The sequence below is a fragment of the Pseudomonas sp. NFACC51 genome (assembly GCF_900103575.1).
Lineage (GTDB): Bacteria > Pseudomonadota > Gammaproteobacteria > Pseudomonadales > Pseudomonadaceae > Aquipseudomonas > Aquipseudomonas fluorescens_Q.
The window spans coordinates 160,401-180,352 of record NZ_FMXH01000007.1 but is presented as its reverse complement, the minus strand read 5'-3'; the positions used below and the strand labels follow the sequence as shown (position 1 = coordinate 180,352).

General features: G+C 62.6%; 23 protein-coding genes. 14 read left to right on the top strand and 9 right to left on the bottom strand.

The genetic code is table 11. The features are described from left to right. Window positions 1-101 precede the first annotated feature (101 nt). Window positions 102-962, top strand: coding sequence for a CAP domain-containing protein (locus tag BLT00_RS16025; RefSeq protein WP_092144503.1), 861 nt, complete (start codon window positions 102-104; stop codon window positions 960-962). 193 nt (window positions 963-1,155) lie between these two features. Here the strand turns inward: BLT00_RS16025 and BLT00_RS16020 are convergent, their stop codons facing one another. Both BLT00_RS16020 and ggt read right to left on the bottom strand, forming a co-directional pair. Next, on the bottom strand, window positions 1,156-1,689 hold the full coding sequence (locus tag BLT00_RS16020) for a cysteine hydrolase family protein (RefSeq protein WP_063320506.1): 534 nt from the start codon (window positions 1,687-1,689) through the stop codon (window positions 1,156-1,158). A 40-nt stretch (window positions 1,690-1,729) separates the two neighbouring features. Continuing rightward, window positions 1,730-3,457, bottom strand: coding sequence for a gamma-glutamyltransferase (ggt, locus tag BLT00_RS16015; protein WP_092144501.1), 1,728 nt, complete (start codon window positions 3,455-3,457; stop codon window positions 1,730-1,732). 164 nt (window positions 3,458-3,621) lie between these two features. On the opposite strand from ggt, the gene BLT00_RS16010 reads away from it, so the two are divergent. After that, a complete protein-coding gene (locus BLT00_RS16010) occupies window positions 3,622-4,053 on the top strand; it encodes a GNAT family N-acetyltransferase (protein WP_063320504.1) in 432 nt (143 codons plus the stop codon). Between the two features lie 80 nt (window positions 4,054-4,133). Here the strand turns inward: BLT00_RS16010 and BLT00_RS16005 are convergent, their stop codons facing one another. Continuing rightward, entirely contained in the window at window positions 4,134-4,484 is a 351-nt protein-coding gene (locus BLT00_RS16005) for a hypothetical protein (RefSeq protein ID WP_013693699.1), read from the bottom strand. 141 nt (window positions 4,485-4,625) lie between these two features. Here BLT00_RS16005 and BLT00_RS16000 point away from each other — a divergent pair, with 141 nt between their 5' ends. From BLT00_RS16000 to BLT00_RS15965, 8 genes are all read left to right on the top strand, one after another. Further along, window positions 4,626-4,886, top strand: a complete 261-nt coding sequence (locus BLT00_RS16000) for a hypothetical protein (RefSeq protein ID WP_063320503.1) — start codon at window positions 4,626-4,628, stop codon at window positions 4,884-4,886. A gap of 2 nt (window positions 4,887-4,888) precedes the next feature. Then, window positions 4,889-5,218, top strand: a complete 330-nt coding sequence (locus tag BLT00_RS15995) for a DUF6388 family protein (RefSeq protein WP_092144499.1) — start codon at window positions 4,889-4,891, stop codon at window positions 5,216-5,218. A gap of 222 nt (window positions 5,219-5,440) precedes the next feature. After that, a complete protein-coding gene (gene tusD / locus BLT00_RS15990) occupies window positions 5,441-5,833 on the top strand; it encodes a sulfurtransferase complex subunit TusD (RefSeq protein ID WP_092144722.1) in 393 nt (130 codons plus the stop codon). Further along, entirely contained in the window at window positions 5,833-6,195 is a 363-nt protein-coding gene (gene tusC, locus BLT00_RS15985; protein WP_072339595.1) for a sulfurtransferase complex subunit TusC, read from the top strand. The genes tusD and tusC overlap by 1 nt, the downstream gene beginning before the upstream one ends. Then, window positions 6,195-6,488 carry a sulfurtransferase complex subunit TusB gene (gene tusB, locus BLT00_RS15980; protein ID WP_063320500.1) on the top strand — a complete coding sequence of 98 codons (294 nt, stop codon included), beginning with the start codon at window positions 6,195-6,197 and terminating at the stop codon, window positions 6,486-6,488. Before tusC ends, tusB begins: the two co-directional genes overlap by 1 nt. Continuing rightward, window positions 6,485-6,820, top strand: coding sequence for a TusE/DsrC/DsvC family sulfur relay protein (locus tag BLT00_RS15975; protein WP_092144497.1), 336 nt, complete (start codon window positions 6,485-6,487; stop codon window positions 6,818-6,820). The genes tusB and BLT00_RS15975 overlap by 4 nt, the downstream gene beginning before the upstream one ends. Then, window positions 6,817-7,818: a glycosyl transferase family protein gene (locus tag BLT00_RS15970; RefSeq protein ID WP_092144495.1), complete on the top strand. Its 1,002-nt coding sequence runs from the start codon at window positions 6,817-6,819 to the stop codon at window positions 7,816-7,818. Before BLT00_RS15975 ends, BLT00_RS15970 begins: the two co-directional genes overlap by 4 nt. An 88-nt stretch (window positions 7,819-7,906) precedes the next feature. After that, window positions 7,907-8,905 carry a glutathione S-transferase family protein gene (locus tag BLT00_RS15965; RefSeq protein ID WP_092144493.1) on the top strand — a complete coding sequence of 333 codons (999 nt, stop codon included), beginning with the start codon at window positions 7,907-7,909 and terminating at the stop codon, window positions 8,903-8,905. Between the two features lie 119 nt (window positions 8,906-9,024). Here BLT00_RS15965 and cysG read toward each other — a convergent pair whose 3' ends face one another. From cysG to BLT00_RS15935, 6 genes are all read right to left on the bottom strand, one after another. Then, a complete protein-coding gene (gene cysG, locus BLT00_RS15960) occupies window positions 9,025-10,419 on the bottom strand; it encodes a siroheme synthase CysG (protein ID WP_092144491.1) in 1,395 nt (464 codons plus the stop codon). After that, window positions 10,420-11,700, bottom strand: a complete 1,281-nt coding sequence (gene serS, locus BLT00_RS15955) for a serine--tRNA ligase (protein WP_063320495.1) — start codon at window positions 11,698-11,700, stop codon at window positions 10,420-10,422. It abuts the gene before it with no gap. A 12-nt stretch (window positions 11,701-11,712) separates the two neighbouring features. Next, entirely contained in the window at window positions 11,713-12,090 is a 378-nt protein-coding gene (crcB, locus tag BLT00_RS15950) for a fluoride efflux transporter CrcB (RefSeq protein WP_063320494.1), read from the bottom strand. Then, entirely contained in the window at window positions 12,087-13,412 is a 1,326-nt protein-coding gene (locus tag BLT00_RS15945; protein WP_092144489.1) for a replication-associated recombination protein A, read from the bottom strand. Before BLT00_RS15945 ends, crcB begins: the two co-directional genes overlap by 4 nt. Before the next feature lie 108 nt (window positions 13,413-13,520). Further along, window positions 13,521-14,144: an outer membrane lipoprotein periplasmic chaperone LolA gene (lolA, locus tag BLT00_RS15940; RefSeq protein ID WP_063320492.1), complete on the bottom strand. Its 624-nt coding sequence runs from the start codon at window positions 14,142-14,144 to the stop codon at window positions 13,521-13,523. Between the two features lie 57 nt (window positions 14,145-14,201). Further along, entirely contained in the window at window positions 14,202-16,607 is a 2,406-nt protein-coding gene (locus tag BLT00_RS15935) for a DNA translocase FtsK (protein WP_063320491.1), read from the bottom strand. 308 nt (window positions 16,608-16,915) lie between these two features. On the opposite strand from BLT00_RS15935, the gene trxB reads away from it, so the two are divergent. The 4 genes from trxB (at window position 16,916) to infA (ending at window position 19,744) form a co-directional block, all read left to right on the top strand. Beyond that, complete coding sequence (gene trxB, locus BLT00_RS15930) at window positions 16,916-17,875, top strand: thioredoxin-disulfide reductase (RefSeq protein ID WP_063320490.1); 960 nt, start codon at window positions 16,916-16,918, stop codon at window positions 17,873-17,875. Between the two features lie 81 nt (window positions 17,876-17,956). After that, the gene (gene aat, locus BLT00_RS15925) at window positions 17,957-18,637 is read left to right on the top strand and encodes a leucyl/phenylalanyl-tRNA--protein transferase (RefSeq protein ID WP_092144486.1); all 681 of its coding nucleotides are present in this window, start codon (window positions 17,957-17,959) and stop codon (window positions 18,635-18,637) included. A gap of 57 nt (window positions 18,638-18,694) precedes the next feature. After that, complete coding sequence (locus BLT00_RS15920; protein WP_063320488.1) at window positions 18,695-19,402, top strand: arginyltransferase; 708 nt, start codon at window positions 18,695-18,697, stop codon at window positions 19,400-19,402. Between the two features lie 123 nt (window positions 19,403-19,525). Further along, window positions 19,526-19,744, top strand: coding sequence for a translation initiation factor IF-1 (gene infA / locus BLT00_RS15915; RefSeq protein ID WP_002553999.1), 219 nt, complete (start codon window positions 19,526-19,528; stop codon window positions 19,742-19,744). Window positions 19,745-19,952: the final 208 nt, after the last annotated feature.

The following is a 19,952-nucleotide window of genomic DNA, read 5'->3' as shown; positions in this document are numbered from 1 at the left end:
CCCCAGCCGTGAAAACCCGCCGATCTGCAGCGCCGGGTTTTCCAGCTGATCGGCGCCAAGCCTGGCGCTAAGCACCTCCCCTTTCTTGAGCCGTTCGCCCCATGCGCCACCCTGTTCGCTCTAGCCGTTTCGTTTCGCTGTGCTTGCTTGCCCTGTTTCCCTTATTTGCCAGCCCCGTCCACGCCCGTGGCGAAAGGCAATTGGTGGACGCCATCAACGATTTTCGTAGCCAATCACGCCGCTGTGAATGGCGCACGGTGCGTGCCACGCCGCCGCTGGTGCTGCGCTCGAACCTGGGCTTGCCGATGGGCTTTCGCGGTGGGCTGCGGGAGACCTTGAAAGACGCCGGCTACCAGGCCCGGGCCGTGCGCAGCATCCGCCTGACCGATGCGCGGGACGCCGAAGAAGCGTTCGAAATGTTGGCTGACGAACATTGCGCAGCACTGCTGGACAACCAATACGCCGACATTGGCGTCAATCGGCTCGGTGATGAGTGGCGCGTGGTGCTGGCGCAGCCCATGGGAGGCACACGGATGAGCGACGCGGGTGCGACGGACAAGTCGCTGCTGGCCCAGGTCAACGCCGCCAGGGCCAAGCCGCGGATGTGCGGGCGCCAGCGCTTCGCCGCGGCCCGGCCGCTGAGCTGGAACGCCGCGCTGGGAACCGCCGCCCAAGGCCACAGCCGGTCGATGGCCCGCGAGAATTATTTCGCCCATCGCGACCCGGACGGTCGCTCCTCTTCCGATCGGGCCAAGAGCGCCGGCTTTCGCGGACATAAATTGGGCGAGAACATCGCCGCCGGACAACACTCACCGACCCAGGCCATGCACGACTGGCTGGCCAGCCCGGGGCACTGCGCCAACCTGATGAACCCGATGTTCACCCAGATGGGCGCCGCTTCCGCCAGCGATTCGCGCAGTGATGCGGGGGTGTACTGGACGATGGTGCTTGGCGCGCCGTGAAAAACCATCGTCGATGCTGAGCCATCCGCTGTTGTGGCGAGGGAGCTTGCCCCCGCTCGACCGGGCTGGCGCTCCAGCGCGAAGCGGTCGTAAAAATTTTAGGGTCGCTTCGCAACCCAGCGGGAGCAAGCTCCCTCGCCACAAGTGTGCCCCCAAGTCAAACCTGCGTCGCAGTACCGACAGTGAGTATCGGCTACAGGCGGATTTCAGCAGCCGGCACCACATCGATCCGCGATACCGCACTGCTCAGCCGCCCCAATCGGTTGTTGTGATTGGCAATGATCTGCTCGGCCGCCATGCTGCCGTTGTCCACCGTGGAGTGGGCATCGGCCACCAAAACCACGTCGTACCCCAGGGCATGGGCCTGGCGCACGGTGGCGTTGACGCAATAGTCGGTTTGCAGCCCACAGATCACCAGGCGGTCGATGCCTCGGGCCTGCAACAACGGTTGCAGGTCGGTCTGGTAGAAGGCATCGGGGGTGGTCTTGCGCACCCGCAGGTCATCGGCTGCGGTCAACAGGTCGTCGGCCAGTTGCCAGGCGGCAGAACCATAGGTCAGCGAACCTTCCAACTCTTCGTGCTGGATCAGGATCACCGTCAAGCCGAGGGCCCGGGTTTTGGCCGCCAGGTCGTTGATGGTCCGGATGATGCGCTGGCTGTCGAAGCATTCCTCTTCGCCTGAGCACAGCGCGTTCTGGACATCGATGATCAGCAATGCGGTGTTCATGACCTTCCCTCTTCAAACATTATCGGAGCCGCGCGATGACTCAATACCCCAGCGACAACCCAGTGTTGCGACGGGGGTCGTTGGCGCCATAGAAGCGGTTCTTGCCCACCGGCTTGCCACCCAATGACGGCGCGCCGACCAGGATCGCGGCGATGTGGTTGGGGTCCTGCGGGCCGGCAAACTTGTGCCCCCAGCTCTCCAGCAGCTTCCGGGTATCGGGGCTGGCCGCGAACGTCTCCAGGTTGGTTTCCTCCGGCATCCACTGCTGGTGGAAACGCGGAGCGTCGACCGCCTCCTGGAGGTTCATGCCGTAGTCGATCACATTGAGGATAGTCAGCAACGTCGCGGTGATGATCCGGCTACCGCCCGGGGTGCCCACCACCATGACCGTCTTGCCGTCCTTGGTGACAATGGTCGGGCTCATGGATGACAGCGGCGCCTTGCCCGGCGCGATGGCGTTGGCTTCGCCCTGCACCAGGCCGTACATGTTGGGCACGCCGACCTTGGCGGTGAAATCGTCCATTTCATCGTTGAGGATCACCCCGGTCTTGCTCGCCATGACACCGGCACCGAACCAGTCGTTCAGGGTGTAGGTGACCGAGACGGCGTTGCCCCACTTGTCGACAATGGAGTAATGGGTGGTGTTGCTGCCCTCATGGGGCGCCACGCCGGGCTTGATCTTCTGCGAGTCGCCGGCCTTTTGCGGTTCGATCGCGGCCCGCAGCTTGGCGGCGTAGTTTTTATCCAGCAGATGGTCGATGGGGTTCTTCACGAAGTCCGGGTCACCCAGGTAACTGTTGCGGTCCACGTAGGCGTGGCGCATGGCTTCGATCTGATAGTGCATGCCCTGGGCCGAATGGAACCCCAGGTCCTTCATCGGATAACCGTCGAGGATGTTCATGATCTGGCACAGCACCACCCCGCCGGAACTGGGCGGCGGCGCCGAGATGATGTGGTAGCCGCGGTAGTCGCACTCCACCGGGGCCAGCTCGCGGGTCTTGTACTTGTCCAGGTCGGCCTGGGTGATGATGCCTTTGTTGGCCTGGCTGGAGGTGACCAGCGCATCGGCGACCCAGCCCTTGTAGAAGCCGTCGGCACCCTTGGCGGAGATTTCCCGCAGGGTCTTGGCGAGATCCTTTTGCACCAGCTTCTGGCCGACCTGCATGGGCTCGCCGTTGTGCAGGAAGATCGCCCCGGAGTCGCGCATGTCCTTCTTGAACACATCGGTGGCTGTTTCCAGCAGATCGACATCTCCCTGCTCCAGGGCGAAGCCTTCCTCGGCGAACTTGATGGCCGGGGCGATCAGCTCCGCCCGCGGTTTACTGCCGTACTTCTTCAACGCCAACTCCATGCCGGAGACGGTGCCGGGCACGCCCACGGCCAGGTGTCCGCGGGTGCTGAGGTCGGGGATGACGTTGCCGTCCTTGTCCAGATACATGTTGGCCGTGGCGGCCAGGGGGGCCTTTTCGCGGAAATCCAGGAACGTCTTGCGGCCATCGGCCATTTGAAGGGTCATGAACCCACCCCCGCCCAGATTGCCCGCCGCCGGATACACCACCGCCAAGGCATACCCCACCGCCACCGCCGCATCCACGGCATTGCCGCCGTTCTTGAGCACGTCGACACCCACGTGGGTCGCCAGGTGCTGGGCGGTGACCACCATGCCGTTCTCGGCGGCCACCGGTGCCTGGGAGGCGGCCTGGGCATACAAACAGCTGAGGGTCAGGGATATGGCAATGAGGGTTCGGGCTAAGGATTCGAACTTCATGACTCGGCCTCTTCTTGTTTTAAACAGTCGGCGATCGCATCAAGCAACTAGCTAGTATGGCCCGGTTTGCGTAATGCGCCTGTTTCCAAGCCGACCGGGTGACGCCACGGTAGCCTTTGGGATAGGCTCCTGCGGTTAATCTTGACTGAATAAGGACATTGCCGATGACGCTACGAATCGAACGCACGGACGCGCCCACCGACGAAGAACGCCAAGCCATCCTCGCTCCGCTGCGCGCCTATAACACGGCCAAGACCGGCGGGACGGTGCCTGAACTGGTGGCTTGGCTGGTGCGCGATGAACACGACGAAATCGTCGGGGGGCTCTATGGCCGAGTGTTTTTCCGCTGGCTGTATATCGAGCTGCTGGTGGTGCCGGAACAGGCCCGAGGCCAGGGCACCGGCTCAACCCTGATGCAGATGGCCGAAGCACTGGCCCGGGAGAAAAACTGCGTGGGCATCTGGCTGGACACCTTCGACTTCCAGGCGCCGGAGTTCTACCGCAGGCACGGCTTCACGGAAATCGGCCAGATCGACGACTATCCCCCGGGCCACCAGCACTTCTTCTTCCAGAAGCGCCTGACGCCCTCTGACTAAAAACCAGTCCCTGTGGGTAATGCCGATCAGTTAAGCCTCAAACCCGTGGGGGCGAGCCTGCTCGCGATCGGTCTATCTGTTCAAAGACACGTCGCCAACGCCGCCAACCGACGCTTGGCCACGAAGTCGTCATGCTTGGCGTAATAACTCAACTCGGTGCCCGTCGCACCGGCGTGCAAATCGACAAACGATTCAGCGGAGCGGGTGTAGACCGTCGAGCCCCCCTTCTTGCCCGGTTGCAGGTAGGCGCCAGCATCGACACCGAACACTGCTTCGTCCTGCCAGGAGAACTGCACGCACTGGGCCACGACCTGTTCGGGTTTGTCCGAGGTCAGGGTCTTGTAAGGGGCCTGGGTCCGGGCCTCGTTCATCGCAGAACCCGCGCAGCCGGCCAGCAAGGTCGCGGCCAGGGCCACGGTCAACATTCGCATTGCGTTCACTCATCAAGAAAAAAACGGACTGTAGCACTGCGGCCCGGGCCTTCGTGCTGCTTTACTGAAATTTACACGGGACATCGGCCTGCGATTCGCGCACCCTGTCGCGCCATTGCCACCAGCCAAGCGGAACACCCCATGACTCCCAACGCCGAGTTCTACAAGCCCACCCCGGAATATGCCGACAAACTGATCAGCCAGATCGGCCAGACACCGTCCTGGATCGCCAAGCGCATCGGCGTCACCGACAAGCGGGTTCGCTACATCCTCGACGGCGAACGGACCGTCAAGGGCGAAACCACGCCGATCCAGATGACCTACACCGAACAGTTCGCCCTCGAATGCCTGGCGGCTGCGGCCAAGGCCAGCAAGAAGCAGTCTGCATCCCCCAAGGAGTGACCATGGCGGCAACCGAACAGCAACACGAACGGGCCCTGGCAAAGTTTCTCGATGAGCGCCCCGAACTGCGCCACGAACTGGACCACCTCAACCCGCTGCTGGCCCAGGCCAAGGGCGAGACCGCCGCGCAGTACCGCGCCGAGCGGTTGCATGAAGCGTTCGAAGCCGAGGCCGAGCGCCTGGGCCTGTTTGCCTGGGAACTGACCCTGCAACTGACCGCCACCTCGCCCCAGGACTACCAAGCCCAGCGCCTGGAAGTGCACAAGGAAGTGGCGGAGATGGCAGGGATGGAATGGGCGGAGTATTGCGAGTTGCACGGACTTCAGGTCTAGCACTGCCCCCCTGTGGCGAGGGAGCTTGCTCCCGCTGGGGTGCGTAGCGCCCCCAAAACCTCCCAACGCGGTGTGTCAGCCAAACCACAGCGGATGAGTTGGGGCCGCTGCGCACCCCAGCGGGAGCAAGCTCCCTCGCCACACGGTCTCACCGTTTTCTGGCAATCGCCCCACCGCCAATAAAGCTTTATCATGGCCGCAGTTTTGCTGATCGGGTCTGTCATGAAGTTCGCCATTGCGCTGTTTTCCGCCGCCCATGCGCCCTCCTCGCGCCGTGCCTTGCTGTTTGCCCAGGCTGCGCTGGCGGGCGGGCATGAGATCGTGCGGCTGTTTTTCTATCAGGACGGCGTCTATAACGCCTGCGCCAGTGTCGTCACGCCCCAGGACGAACAGGACCTGCCCCAGCAGTGGCGAACCTTTGTCAGCGACAACCAGCTCGACGGTGTGGTCTGCATCGCGGCGGCGTTGCGCCGTGGGGTGTTGAACGAGGAAGAGGCCCAGCGCTACCAGCGCTCGGCGGTTAGCGTCGAGGCACCCTGGACCTTGTCCGGGCTGGGCCAGTTGCACGATGCGATCCAGGGCGCCGACCGTTTGATCTGCTTTGGAGGCGCGTGATGGCCAAGTCTTTGTTGTTGATCAGCCGCCAGGCCCCCTGGTCCGGCCCCGGCGCCCGTGAAGCGCTGGACATCGTCCTGGCCGGCGGCGCCTTCGACCTGCCCATCGGCCTGCTGTTTCTCGATGACGGGGTATTCCAACTGACAAGCGGCCAAAACGCCAAGGCCGTCCAGCAAAAGGACCTGAGCGCGAACTTGCAGGCATTGCCGATGTTTGGCGTCGACGACCTGTTTGTCTGTGCCGACAGCGCCGCCGAACGCGGTGTCGCCCTCGACACCCTGGCGCTGGCCGACATGAAAGCACTGACCGCGCCGCAAATCGCCGCGCTCATTGACCGTTACGACCAGGTGATCACCCTCTGATGTCGACTTTGCACGTGTTGTCTCATTCGCCCTTCGGCGATAACCGCCTCGCCAGTTGCCTGCGGGTACTGGGCAATCAGGATGCGCTGCTGCTGTGCGGCGACGCGACGTACGCGTTGCAACCGGGCAGCCCACCGTTTGCAGTGCTGCAGGCCGCTGGCGTGAACCTGTTCGTGCTTGCCGAAGACCTCCAGGCCCGCGCCCTGGACACGCCAGACTGGGCCGAAGCCATCAACTACTCGGGTTTCGTCGAGCTGTCGATCGAGCACGACAAGGTCAACACCTGGCTATGAAGACGCTGAAGGTGGGCGACCGCACCATCGCGCTGGACAAGGACGGCTACCTGGCCGACCTTGACGACTGGTCGGCCGAGGTCGCCACGGCCCTGGCCACTGCCGAAGACATCGAGCTGGGCCCCGAACACTGGGAGATCCTCGAACTGCTGCGCGGCTTCTATAACGAATTCCAGCTCTCCCCCGCGACCCGGCCGCTGATCAAGTACACGGCACTGAAACTGGGCGCGGACAAAGGCAACAGCCTGCACCTGAACCGATTGTTCAAAGGCACTCCCGCCAAACTCGCCGCCAAGCTGGCGGGCCTGCCCAAACCGACGAATTGCTTATGACCGACTTTCCATCGCTGACCCTTGAGACCCCGGCCGAACACCCGTTCGCCCAGTTCGTGCGCATCCTGGGCAAAGGCAAGCGCGGCGCCCGCAACCTGACCCGCGAAGAAGCCCGCGAAGCCATGGGCCTGGTGCTCGACGAAAAGGTCGAGGATACCCAGCTTGGCGCCTTCCTGATGTTGCTGCGGCACAAGGAAGAAAGTGCCGAGGAGATGGCCGGTTTCACCGAGGCCCTGCGTGAACGCCTGGTGGTCCCGGCGTTGGCGGTGGACCTCGACTGGCCGACCTACGCCGGCAAGAAGCGCCATTTGCCGTGGTACCTGCTGGCGGCCAAGTGCCTTGGGCAGAACGGCGTGCGGATCTTCATGCACGGCGGCGGCGCTCATACGGCGGGCCGGCTCTACACCGAACAACTGTTGGCGTTTTTGCAGATCCCGCTATGCCGTGACTGGCAACAGGTCGGCAGTGCGCTGGACAACGGCGGCCTGGCCTTCATGCCGCTGGTGGACTGGGCGCCGCAGATGCAGCGGATGATCGACCTGCGCAACACCCTGGGCCTGCGCTCGCCGATCCACTCACTGGCACGCATCCTCAACCCTCTGGCCGCCCGTTGCGGCTTGCAAAGCATTTTCCACCCGGGCTACCAAGCCGTGCATCGCGACGCCAGCGGTTTGCTCGGTGATACCGCCATCGTGATCAAGGGCGACGGCGGCGAGATCGAAATCAACCCGGACGCTGACAGCCACCTGTACGGCACCACCGGCGGCGTCAGTTGGGATGAAGAATGGCCGCGACTGGCCGAGCAGCGCCACGTCAAACCGGAAAACCTCGATCCCGAGCACTTGAAAGCGATCTGGCGCGGTGACGTCGAAGACAGCTACCCGCAACTGGCGCTCATCGCCACCATGGCCCTGGCCTTGCGTGGCCTGGGCCTGGCTCGCGAAGAAGCGTTCGATAAAGCCCGGCGGTATTGGGATGCTCGGGATCGTTCGATTTAACCGATCATTAACGCCCAACCTTTGCGCTTTTAGTTCGAACCTATGGGAATAGACTCGTCTCCAATGATTATTGAGCGAGGACATCCAGATGGGTTTGTTGGTCAAGGGCCGCTGGCAGGACCAGTGGTATGAAAGCAAGGACGGCACCTTCCAGCGCGAACAGGCGCAGCGCCGTCATTGGGTCACCGCCGACGGCAGCGCTGGCCCCTCGGGCGAGAACGGCTTTGCCGCCGAGGCCGGGCGCTACCATTTGTATGTCTCCCTGGCTTGCCCCTGGGCCCACCGCACGCTGATCGTGCGCAAGCTCAAGGGCCTGGAGGCGCTGATCGATGTCTCGGTGGTCAGCTACCTGATGCTGGAAAACGGCTGGACCTTCGACAAGGCCCACGGCTCCACCGGCGACAAGCTCGACCATCTGCAATTCCTGCATCAGCGCTACACCGCCGACACGCCGGACTACACTGGCCGCGTCACGGTTCCGGCCCTTTGGGACAAACGCCAACAGCGCATCGTCAACAACGAATCGGCGGAAATCATCCGCATGTTCAACAGCGCCTTCGACGGCTTGACCGGCAACGGCCTGGACCTCTACCCCGAACACCTGCGCGGCGAGATCGACGCGTTGAACGAGCGGATTTATCCGGCGGTGAACAATGGCGTGTATCGCGCCGGGTTCGCCACGACCCAAGCCGCGTATGAAGAAGCCTTCGACCGGCTATTCGCCGAACTGGATTGGCTGGAAGCGTTACTGGAAACCCGCCGCTACCTGGCTGGCGAATACCTGACCGAGGCCGACATCCGCCTGTTCACCACGATGATCCGCTTCGACGCGGTGTACTTCGGGCACTTCAAATGCAACCTGCGGCGCATCGCCGACTACCCGAACCTGTCGAACTGGCTGCGGGAGCTGTACCAGTGGCCGGGCATTGCCGAGACCGTGGATTTCACGCATATCCAGGGCCATTACTATGGCAGCCACAAGACCATCAACCCCAATGGAATCGTGCCCAAGGGGCCGAAGCAGGATTTCAGGGTTGCCCATGATCGGGGAAGGTTGAGTGGGAAAGGGATTTGGCAGCGCGATTAAGATCGTTCCCACGCTCCGCGTGGGAATGCATCCGGTGACGCTCTGCGTCACTCCAAGGCGGAACGCGGAGCGTCCCGGGCGGCGTTCCCACGGGAGTGGGAACGATCAGCTACACGGCTTCAGACCTGCCCCTGAGCCCCTTCGAACCACGCCAGTTTCTCGCGCAGTTGCACCACTTCCCCGACGATCACCAGGGTCGGCGCATGAACTTCGTGCTCGGCCACCAGCCGTGGCAAGTCCGCCAAAGTGCCGGTAAAGACCCGCTGGTTGGACGTCGTGCCCTGCTGGATCAGTGCCGCTGGCGTATCCGCCGCACGGCCATGCTTGATCAGCTCGTCGCAGATCACTGGCAGCCCCACCAAGCCCATGTAGAACACCAGGGTCTGGGCAGGCGAAACCAGGTCCGCCCACGGCAAGTCGCTGGTGCCATCCTTGAGATGGCCGGTGATGAAACGCACCGATTGGGCATAGTCGCGATGGGTCAGCGGGATCCCGGCGTAGGCCGCGCAACCACTGGCCGCGGTGATGCCCGGGACGACCTGGAACGGAATGCCATGGGCTGCCAGTTCTTCGATCTCTTCGCCGCCGCGCCCGAAGATGAACGGATCGCCCCCCTTCAACCGCACCACGCGCTTGCCCTGGCGGGCCAGGTCGACCAATTGCTGGTTGATCTGGTCCTGGGGCACGGCGTGTTCGGAACGGCGCTTGCCGACGTAGATGCGCTCGGCGTCGCGCCGGCACAGTTCCAGGATCGCCGGCGCCACCAGGCGGTCGTACAGCACCACGTCGGCCTGCTGCATCAGGCGCAAGGCGCGGAAGGTCAGCAGGTCCGGATCACCCGGCCCGGCGCCCACCAGATAAACTTCGCCCGGCGCGTTCGGCGCCTGGCCATCGATCTTTTCCCGCAGTAGACGCTCGGCTTCCGCGCCCTGCCCGGCCAGTTGCCGGTCGGCGATAGGGCCCTGGAACACGTCTTCCCAGAACGCCCGTCGTTGCTGCACATCGGGAAACAAGCCTTTGACCTGGCTGCGAAAACGCGCCGCCAACCCAGCCAACTGCCCGTAGGTCGACGGAATCCAGGTTTCCAGCTTGGCCCGGATCAACCGCGCCAGCACCGGCGCATCGCCGCCACTGGACACCGCGATCACCAAGGGTGAACGGTCGACAATCGCCGGGAAGATCACACTGCACAGCGCCGGCGCGTCCACCACGTTGACCGGCACGCAACGCTTATGAGCGTCTGCCGAGACCTGGGCATTGAGCGGTTCGTCGTCGGTTGCGGCGATGATCAGGCCGCAGCCGTCCAGATCCGCTTCGACGTAACCACGCAGGACGCATTCGCCACCGCTGCCTCTAACCAGCTCCCGCAACTGCGGCTCGATCTCGGGTGCGACTACCCGTAGCAGCGCACCGGCATCGGCCAGCAAGCGAGACTTGCGCAAGGCAATCTCGCCGCCGCCGACCACCAGCACGCGGCTGCCGCGCAGGTTGTGGAACAGTGGCAAATAGTCCATTTAGCCGATGACCTCGATGCCGCCCATGTAGGGCTTCAACACTTCAGGCACACGGATCGAACCGTCGGCCTGCTGGTAGTTTTCCAGCACCGCCACCAGGGTACGACCCACCGCCAGGCCGGAGCCATTGAGGGTGTGGACCAGTTCCGGCTTGCCGGTTTCCGGGTTGCGGAAACGCGCCTGCATGCGACGGGCCTGGAAGTCGCCGCAGTTGGAGCACGAGGAAATCTCGCGGTACTTGTCCTGGCTCGGGATCCAGACTTCCAGGTCGTAGGTCTTGACCGCACTGAAGCCCATGTCGCCGGTGCACAGTGCCAGGGTGCGATATGGCAGTTCCAGCAGCTGCAGGACCTTCTCGGCGTTGGCGGTCAGGCTTTCCAGCGCTTCCATGGATTTCGACGGCTCGACAATCTGGACCATCTCGACCTTGTCGAACTGGTGCTGGCGGATCATGCCGCGGGTATCACGGCCCGACGCCCCGGCTTCACTGCGGAAGCATGGCGTGTGGGCGACGAACTTGATCGGCAGTTGCTTGGCGTCGACGATTTCGCCGGCCACGATGTTGGTCAGTGACACTTCGGCGGTGGGGATCAGGTACAGGTCGGCCTCGCCTTCGCGGCTGATCTTGAACAGGTCTTCCTCGAATTTCGGCAACTGGCCAGTGCCTTGCAGGGCCGGGGCCTGGACCAGGTACGGCGTGTAGGCTTCTTCGTAGCCGTGCTCGGTGACGTGCAGGTTGATCATGAACTGCGCCAGGGCCCGGTGCAGACGGGCAATCGGCCCACGCAGCAAGGCAAAACGGGCGCCCGACAGCTTGGCGGCGGTTTCGAAATCCAGCCAGCCGAATTTCTCGCCCAGGGCGACATGGTCCTGCACCGGGAAATCGAAGGTTGTCGGCGTGCCCCAACGGCGCACTTCGACGTTGCCGTCTTCGTCTTCCCCGACCGGCACCGACTCATGAGGCAGGTTGGGGATGCCCAGCAGGATCGAATCCAGCTCGGTCTGGATTGCGTCCAGTTCGACCTTGCCGGCACTCAACTCGCCCGCCATGCGCTCGACATCGGCCATCAGCGGCGCGATGTCTTCACCGCGTTGCTTGGCCTGACCGATGGATTTGGAGCGCGCGTTACGTTCAGCCTGCAGGGCTTCGGTGCGGGTCTGGACGGTCTTGCGCTGTTCTTCCAGCGCTTCGATGCGCGCGACGTCCAGGGCAAAGCCACGGGATGCCAGGCGGTCCGCTACGTCCTGAAGGTTGCTACGTAACAGTTTGGAATCGAGCATGTCGGTCTCTCGTTAGATAAGTTTGGTCAGGGACAGGCCGGCCCAGGTGGCGAGCAGCCCGCCGAATACGCTGATGGCCGCGTAGCCCAGGGCCAGCGGCACCTGCCCGCTTTCCAGCAGGCGCACCGTATCCAGTGAAAAGGATGAAAAGGTCGTCAGGCCGCCAAGGAAGCCGACGATGAGCCCGGCACGCACTTCGACAGGCACTTCCGGGCGAATCAAAAACAGGCCGTACAGGACGCCGATCAGCAGACAGCCCACGATATTAACGGCCAGCGTCGCGGTATAGAAGTGCCGCGGCCAATTTGCGCTGACCCAATTGCTGGTGGCGAACCGTGCCAAGGTGCCGGCAACACCGCCAGCGGAGACTGCAAGGATCAAGGGAATCAAGGTTTTCTCCGCTGCCGTGGACTCAAGCGGTCCAGTTGGGCCAAGTGGTTGAGCTTCTCGCCGATCTTCAGCTCCAGGCCCCGGGGCACCGGCTGGTAGAACCGCTGGGGTTCGAATTCGTCGGGAAAATAGTCTTCACCGGCAGCATAGGCGTCCGGCTCATCGTGGGCGTAACGGTATTCTTCGCCGTAGCCCAACTGCTTCATGAGCTTGGTCGGCGCGTTGCGCAGGTGCAGCGGCACCTCGAGGGAGCCGTGCTCGGTAGCGCTGCGCATCGCGGCCTTGAAGCCCATGTAGACGGCGTTGCTTTTCGGCGCGCAGGCCAGGTAGGTAATGGCCTGGGCCACGGCGAGCTCGCCTTCCGGGCTGCCGAGGCGCTCCTGCACATCCCAGGCTGCCAGGCACAGGCTCAGGGCCCGCGGGTCGGCATTACCGATGTCTTCGCTGGCCATGCGCACCACGCGCCGCGCCAGGTACAGCGGATCGCAGCCGCCGTCGATCATGCGCGCAAACCAGTACAAGGCCGCATCGGGGTTGGAACCACGGATGGATTTGTGCAGCGCCGAAATCTGGTCGTAGAACGCCTCGCCGCCCTTGTCGAAGCGACGCCGGGTATCGCCCAGCAGGCTTTGCAGCAGCTCGACGCCAATCTCGCTGTCGTCTTCGGCCAGGTCCGAGGCGTTTTCCAGCAGGTTGAGCAAGCGTCGGCCATCGCCATCGGCGGCTGAAAACAGGATCTGGAAGCCTTCATCGCTGAGGCTCAAATGCCGCTTGCCCAGGCCGCGCTCCTCGGTCAGCGCCCGATGCACCAGCTTGCGCATCGCCACCTCGTCGAGGCTCTTGAGCACATAGACCCGCGCCCGGGACAGCAAGGCATTGTTGAGTTCGAACGAAGGGTTTTCGGTGGTCGCACCGATGAAAATCAGCGTGCCGTCTTCGACGTAGGGCAGGAACGCGTCCTGTTGAGACTTGTTGAAGCGGTGGACTTCGTCGACGAACAGGATGGTGCGCTTGCCGTATTGCCCGGCCTGCTGCTTGGCCACTTCCACCGCCTGGCGGATTTCCTTGACCCCGGCCAGTACCGCCGACACCGTTTCGAAGTGGGCATCCGAGACTTCCGCCAGCAGTCGCGCCAGGGTGGTCTTGCCCACGCCCGGCGGGCCCCAGAAGATCATCGAGTGCAACGCACCCTGCTCCAAGGCCTCGCGCAGAGGCTTGCCGCGGGCGAGCACATGTTCCTGGCCGACGTACTCATCCAGGTTGGTCGCACGCAGGCGGGCGGCCAAGGGCTGGGCAATCGGGGCGCTTCGAAACAGGTCCATCACTACTTACACAACCTCCGCTGGGTCCTGTTGCCAATCCTCTCTGCCGGAGCAGATCGGCCCCCACAGACCTTTTCCCACAGGCCATTTCCAACAGGGGGCCAGTGTTTATTCCTGGATTACATCGGCACCCTTGGGGATGTCGAACTTGAACTTGGACGCGGCGATCGGCTCGTTGGCCTTGACCCCGGTGAACAGGATGTTGGTGCGCTGGCCGACACTGTCGATCAGTTGCATATCGTTGACCAGGCCGTTACGGAACGACAGGCGCAGGCTGTCGAACAGGCTGTCCTTGGTCTTGGGCTTGAGGGTGAAGTCAATCACGCCCCCGGCCTCCTTGGAGGTGATCTCGAAGCTCTGGCTGATCTCGGAGATGTCGCCGGAGAGCAGCAACGCCGGCGTCTGGGTCAGGCGCTGGTCGAGGGTCTTGATGGTCACCTGTTCCAGGTCCGGGTCCCACAGGGAGACTTTCTTGCCATCGGAGACCATCAGTTGTTCGGCTGGCGCATCGGTGTGCCAGTAGAACAGGCCTGGACGCTGCAGGGCCATGTCGCCGGCGGTTTCCTGCAATTGGGTACCACTGCCATCGAGGGTCAACTGGGAGAAACGTGCCGTCAGGGTCTGGGAGCCCCCCAGCAATTGGGTCAGGCGGGCCACATCCTTTTCGCCGGCGTGGGCCGACAAGGTGGTCAGGGCCAGTACGGGCAACAGCAACATGCGAATCAGGCGCATGGGAGTCCTCATGAAGTCGTGGGGGGCGAGCGGCGTGTCAGCAGGCCGCCCGGGTCATTAGTCGCGCATCGGGCCCGGCGCCAGTACTTCGCGCGAGCCGTTGGTGTTCATGGCCGTCACCACCCCGGCCATTTCCATGGCTTCGATCATGCGGGCGGCGCGGTTGTAGCCAATCTTCAGCTTGCGCTGAACGGCAGAAATCGAGGCCCGGCGGCTCTCCAGGACGAACTGCACCGCTTCGTCATAGAGCGCATCGGTTTCAGCATCGTCGTCACCGCCGCCGCTGCTGCCCTCGAAACCGCTGCCGGCTTCTTCGACACCGTTGAGAATGTCGTCGTTGTATTCAGGAGCACCGCGCAGTTTCCAGGCCTCCACCACGCGGTGCACTTCGTCGTCGGAGACGAACGCGCCATGCACGCGAATCGGCAGGCTGGTGCCCGGCGGCATGTAGAGCATGTCACCGTGACCAAGCAACTGCTCGGCGCCGCCCTGGTCGATGATGGTCCGTGAGTCGATCTTGCTCGACACCTGGAACGCCATGCGGGTCGGGATGTTGGCCTTGATCAAGCCGGTGATCACGTCCACCGACGGCCGCTGGGTGGCGAGAATCAAGTGGATACCGGCCGCACGGGCCTTCTGGGCAATACGAGCGATCAGCTCTTCGACCTTCTTGCCGACGATCATCATCATGTCGGCGAATTCGTCCACCACCACCACGATGGTCGGCAGCTTGTGCAGCAATGGCGCTTCGTCGTGAATATTTTCGCGGTGATACAGCGGGTCGCTCAACGGCGTGCCGGCCTCTTCGGCTTCCTTGACCTTGGCGTTGAAGCCCGACAGGTTGCGCACGCCCATCTTCGCCATCAGCTTGTAGCGGCGCTCCATCTCGGCGACGCTCCAGCGCAGCGCGTTGGCGGCGTCCTTCATGTCGGTGACCACCGGGCACAGCAAGTGCGGGATGCCCTCATAGATGGACAGCTCGAGCATTTTCGGGTCGATCATGATCAGCTTGGCGTCTTCGGGGCCGGATTTGAACAGAATCGACAGGATCATCGCGTTCACACCCACCGACTTACCGGAACCGGTGGTACCGGCCACCAGCAGGTGGGGCATTTTCGCCAGGTCGGTGATGACCGGCTTGCCGCCGATGTCGTGACCCAGGGCCAGGGTGACCGGCGACTTGTGGTTGTCGTACTCAGGCGTCGACAACACTTCAGAGAAGCGCACGATCTGCCGGTCTTCGTTGGGAATCTCGATACCCACGGTGGTCTTGCCGGGAATCACTTCCACCACCCGCACGCTGGTCACGGCCAGGGAACGCGCCAGGTCCTTCGCGAGGTTGGCGATGCGGCTGACCTTCACGCCGGCGGCCGGCTGGATTTCGTAGCGGGTGATGACCGGCCCCGGGTGGATCGAGTCCACCGAGACCTCGACGCCGAACTCCTTGAGCTTGATCTCCAGCAAATGACCGACGGCCGCCAGGGATTCCGGGGAATAGTTGAGTTGTTTCTTCTCGGCCGGGTCCAGGATCGAGATCGGCGGCAAGGTGCCTTCCACCGCGCTGTCGACGAACAGCGGCGCCTGCTTCTCCTTCTGGACACGCTTGCTTTGCTCGGGCGGCTTGGCCGGGGCCATGGTGATAACCGGCGGCACCTGTTTCTCGCGCTCGGACATGTGCTTGCTCAACGCCTGCTCACGCTCGATCAGGCGCTCCTTGACCTTGGCCTGCTCGCGTTTGTCCGGCGTCGTCGGGGCTACCACGTCGTGGACGCGGTCGTCGACTTCACGCAGTTGCGCCACCAGTTGCTTGCGCTCGGTGCGCGCCGCCCACCAGCGGTTCATGGCGCCCTGGATCAGCTCGATCAGGTCGAGGGTGATCTTGCCGGTGACGTCCATGACCTTGAACCACGACAGGTCGGTGAACACCGTCAGGCCGAACAGGAACAGGGCGATGAACAGCAGCGTACTGCCCTGGATGTTCAGGGCGTTCCTGGCCAGGTCGCCGAGGCTTTCCCCCAGCGCCCCGCCCGCCCCGGCCGGCAAGCCGGTGGGCGCGTGGAAATGGATATGGGCCAGTGCGGCCCCCGACAACACCAGGAACACCAGGCCGATCAGCCGCCAGGAGAACAGCCAGCCGCTCCACTGCCACGGCTCGTGGCGCTGGCGGAAGATCTGGTAGGCCTTGATCGCCAGCAGCAACGGGAAGATGTAGGCGAAATAGCCCAGCACCATGAACAGGATGTCGGCGCTGTAGGAACCGGCCGGACCGCCGAAATTCTGCACATCGTCGATCTTGCTGTTATGGCTCCAGCCCGGATCGTCCTTGCCGTAGGTCAGCAGGGCCATCATCAGGAACAGGCACAGGGCGCCGATGGCGATCAACGCACCTTCCTTGAGCCGGTAGTGCAGTTGCTGGCGCCAGAGCGGAACGACTGGTTTGGGTGCTGCGGTGGATTTCTTCAAAACGCTTCTTTTCCTGCGCCAACGGCGCGTCCATCTGTTGAATGACTATAAAAAACTGCCCACGACGAGCAGGTAAAAAAGTGAATGTGCACAACCGGTACTACTTTTACCACTGTGGGGTGCATCCAGAAAACCGCAGGCGTTGCCGAAGATTTTGATCTTTAGCCCATCCTGCGTTCAAAACTCAAGCATTGTACGGTTTTGTCCGCGCCAAGGCATTGCCTGACAGCATAGCCGAATACAGGGTATACACGCGCCAATTGGACCATGCATTCTCTTTTGTGACAAAGGCTTATGAGGTGTTTTTTATGAGCGAAGTGAAGCATTCACGCCTGATCATTCTCGGTTCGGGCCCTGCGGGGTACAGCGCTGCCGTCTATGCTGCCCGCGCCAACCTCAAACCCGTTGTCATTACCGGCCTGCAGGCCGGTGGCCAGCTCACCACCACGGTGGAAGTCGACAACTGGCCCGGCGACGTCGAAGGCCTGACGGGCCCGGTACTGATGGAACGCATGCAACGGCACGCCGAGCGCTTCGACACGCAGATCGTCTACGACCATATTCACACCGCCAAGTTGCAACAGCGCCCCTTCGAGCTTATCGGCGACAGCGGCACCTACACCTGCGATGCGCTGATCATTGCCACCGGCGCTTCCGCGCAATACCTGGGCCTGCCCTCGGAAGAGACCTTCGCCGGCAAAGGCGTTTCAGCCTGTGCAACCTGCGATGGCTTTTTCTATCGAAACCAGGTGGTGGCCGTGGTCGGCGGCGGTAACACGGCGGTCGAGGAAGCCTTGTACCTGTCGAACATCGCCAGGGAAGTGCACCTGATCCACCGTCGCGACAAGCTGCGTTCAGAGAAGATCCTGCAGGACAAACTCTTCGAAAAGGCCGCCAGCGGCAATATCAAGCTGCATTGGAACCAGAACCTGGATGAAGTCCTGGGCGACGCCAGCGGCGTGACTGGCGCGCGCCTGCGCCACAGCGAGACCGGCGAAACCAGCACCTTGCCCCTGGCCGGCGTATTCATTGCTATCGGCCATAAACCCAATACCGAGCTATTCCAGGGCCAGTTGAAGATGCGTGACGGCTACCTGTTCGTACGCGGCGGCAGCGAAGGCAACGCCACCGCAACCGATATCGAGGGCGTGTTCGCCGCCGGCGATGTGGCCGACCACGTCTATCGCCAGGCAATTACCTCCGCCGGTGCCGGCTGCATGGCCGCACTCGACGCTGAGAAGTATCTCGATGACATCCCTGCCGTTTGACGGTTAACCTTCCAGGCGGGCGCTCGCGGATGGGCGAAGCCCGCCACCAGCCGCCCTCCCCTTCTACTAAGCCGGATACCAATGCTGACCTGGTTACAACGCAACAGCTTCGAGTTCCCGCCCCTGGCAAAAGCCATGCGCGACCCCAACGGGTTATTGGCCGCCGGTGGCGACCTATCCGCCGACAGGTTGGTCCAGGCGTATCGCCATGGTTGCTTCCCATGGTTTTCCGAGGGGCAGCCGATCCTCTGGTGGTCGCCAGATCCGCGCACGGTGCTGTTTCCCGACGAACTGCACATCTCCCGCAGCCTGGGCAAACTGCTGCGCAAGCAGCGCTATGAAGTGACGTTCGATCGGGATTTTGCCGCAGTCATCCAGGCCTGCGCGGCGCCGCGGGACTATGCCGAGGGCACCTGGATCACCGACGCCATGCAAACCGCCTATCTGGAACTGCACCGACGCGGTTTCGCCCATTCGGTGGAAGTGTGGGACCAAGGGGCGCTGGTGGGCGGCCTGTATGGCTTGGCCATGGGCCAGCTGTTTTTTGGCGAGTCGATGTTCAGCCGAGCCGACAATGCGTCGAAATTCGGCTTCGCGAGGCTGGTCCAACACCTCAAGGCCGCCGGTTTCGTGCTGATCGACTGCCAGATGCCCACCGAGCATCTGCACAGCCTGGGCGCCCGCTCGATTCCACGGACTGAGTTTGCTGGCTATCTCAAGGCCCATCTGGATCAACCCAACCACGCAACCTGGGTTTGCTGAGCGACATTCGCGCGCGTGGCTTACACTTAAATCTAAAAGCTTATCCGAGGGTTGATCATGACCGAGTTGGCGCGCTTGAAGTTCTATGCCACTCAGCCCCACTCTTGCAGTTATCTGCCGGAGGAGCAGGCCACGACGCTGTTCCTCGACCCCAGCCAGCCCATGGATGTGCATGTCTACGCAGACCTGTCGGAAATGGGCTTTCGTCGTAGCGGCGACCACCTCTACCGGCCCCATTGCCAGCATTGCAACGCCTGCGTCCCGGCGCGCATCCCTGTGACGCAATTTTTGCCCAACCGTCAGCAGAAACGCATTTTCAAGCGCAACGCCGATCTTCAGGTCCGCCCGGCCAAGCCGCAGTTCACCGAAGAATATTTCGACCTGTACCAGCGCTACATCGAACAACGCCATGCCGATGGCGACATGTACCCACCCAGTCGGGATCAGTTCTCGACCTTCCTGGTGCGTGACCTGCCGTTTTCCCGCTTCTACGAGTTCCGACTGGACGGGCGCCTGGTCGCCATCGCCGTCACGGACCTGCTGCCCAATGGACTTTCGGCGGTGTACACCTTCTACGAGCCGGACGAAGAACGGCGCAGCCTGGGACGATTTGCCATCCTCTGGCAAATCAACGAAGCCCGGCGCCTGGGCCTGGAAGCGGTGTACCTGGGCTACTGGATCAAGAACTGCAAGAAAATGAACTACAAGACCCAATATCGCCCCATTGAACTGCTGATTAACCAGCGGTGGGTTGTCCTGAGTTAAACCCCTTCGGCTTATAAAGCTAGAACCCCTTGGCTTGCCCCCCCTTTTTCGGGCACAATGCACGCCGCTTTTGCCTGGCGCAGTTGCACCGGGCCATTCACTGGATACCGAGGGCTTTACTGCATGTCGAAAGAAGACAGCTTCGAAATGGAAGGCACTGTCGTCGACACCCTGCCCAACACCATGTTTCGTGTGGAGTTGGAAAATGGGCACGTCGTAACCGCGCATATCTCCGGCAAGATGCGCAAGAACTACATTCGTATTCTTACCGGTGACAAAGTGCGCGTCGAGCTGACGCCCTATGACTTGAGCAAAGGGCGCATCACTTACCGCGCTCGCTAACAAGTCAATACAAAACGCCCGGCTGATGCCGGGCGTTTTTGTTTGCGCGCAACGCGGATCATTCCCACGCTCTGCGTGGGAATGCAGCCAGGGACGCTCTGCGTCCCAAAAGCCGAACGCGGAGCGTCCGTTGAGGCATTCCCACGCGGAGCGTGGGAACGATCCCATACACAGCAAAAAGGCGCCTTTCGGCGCCTTTTGCTTTGTT

Excerpts from the sequence above, each read along its gene's own strand:
- BLT00_RS16005 (WP_013693699.1), bottom strand. The coding sequence starts at position 4,484 with ATGCGAATGTTGACCGTGGCCCTGGCCGCGACCTTGCTGGCCGGCTGC.
- BLT00_RS16000 (WP_063320503.1), top strand. The coding sequence starts at position 4,626 with ATGACTCCCAACGCCGAGTTCTACAAGCCCACCCCGGAATATGCCGAC.
- lolA (WP_063320492.1), bottom strand. The coding sequence starts at position 14,144 with ATGCGCCTGATTCGCATGTTGCTGTTGCCCGTACTGGCCCTGACCACC.
- BLT00_RS16025 (WP_092144503.1), top strand. The coding sequence starts at position 102 with ATGCGCCACCCTGTTCGCTCTAGCCGTTTCGTTTCGCTGTGCTTGCTT.
- tusD (WP_092144722.1), top strand. The coding sequence starts at position 5,441 with ATGAAGTTCGCCATTGCGCTGTTTTCCGCCGCCCATGCGCCCTCCTCG.
- cysG (WP_092144491.1), bottom strand. The coding sequence starts at position 10,419 with ATGGACTATTTGCCACTGTTCCACAACCTGCGCGGCAGCCGCGTGCTG.
- BLT00_RS16020 (WP_063320506.1), bottom strand. The coding sequence starts at position 1,689 with ATGAACACCGCATTGCTGATCATCGATGTCCAGAACGCGCTGTGCTCA.
- BLT00_RS15920 (WP_063320488.1), top strand. The coding sequence starts at position 18,695 with ATGACCGAGTTGGCGCGCTTGAAGTTCTATGCCACTCAGCCCCACTCT.
- tusB (WP_063320500.1), top strand. The coding sequence starts at position 6,195 with ATGTCGACTTTGCACGTGTTGTCTCATTCGCCCTTCGGCGATAACCGC.
- BLT00_RS15995 (WP_092144499.1), top strand. The coding sequence starts at position 4,889 with ATGGCGGCAACCGAACAGCAACACGAACGGGCCCTGGCAAAGTTTCTC.
- aat (WP_092144486.1), top strand. The coding sequence starts at position 17,957 with ATGCTGACCTGGTTACAACGCAACAGCTTCGAGTTCCCGCCCCTGGCA.
- BLT00_RS15945 (WP_092144489.1), bottom strand. The coding sequence starts at position 13,412 with ATGGACCTGTTTCGAAGCGCCCCGATTGCCCAGCCCTTGGCCGCCCGC.
- BLT00_RS15970 (WP_092144495.1), top strand. The coding sequence starts at position 6,817 with ATGACCGACTTTCCATCGCTGACCCTTGAGACCCCGGCCGAACACCCG.
- trxB (WP_063320490.1), top strand. The coding sequence starts at position 16,916 with ATGAGCGAAGTGAAGCATTCACGCCTGATCATTCTCGGTTCGGGCCCT.
- BLT00_RS15965 (WP_092144493.1), top strand. The coding sequence starts at position 7,907 with ATGGGTTTGTTGGTCAAGGGCCGCTGGCAGGACCAGTGGTATGAAAGC.
- BLT00_RS15975 (WP_092144497.1), top strand. The coding sequence starts at position 6,485 with ATGAAGACGCTGAAGGTGGGCGACCGCACCATCGCGCTGGACAAGGAC.
- serS (WP_063320495.1), bottom strand. The coding sequence starts at position 11,700 with ATGCTCGATTCCAAACTGTTACGTAGCAACCTTCAGGACGTAGCGGAC.
- BLT00_RS16010 (WP_063320504.1), top strand. The coding sequence starts at position 3,622 with ATGACGCTACGAATCGAACGCACGGACGCGCCCACCGACGAAGAACGC.
- infA (WP_002553999.1), top strand. The coding sequence starts at position 19,526 with ATGTCGAAAGAAGACAGCTTCGAAATGGAAGGCACTGTCGTCGACACC.
- tusC (WP_072339595.1), top strand. The coding sequence starts at position 5,833 with ATGGCCAAGTCTTTGTTGTTGATCAGCCGCCAGGCCCCCTGGTCCGGC.
- ggt (WP_092144501.1), bottom strand. The coding sequence starts at position 3,457 with ATGAAGTTCGAATCCTTAGCCCGAACCCTCATTGCCATATCCCTGACC.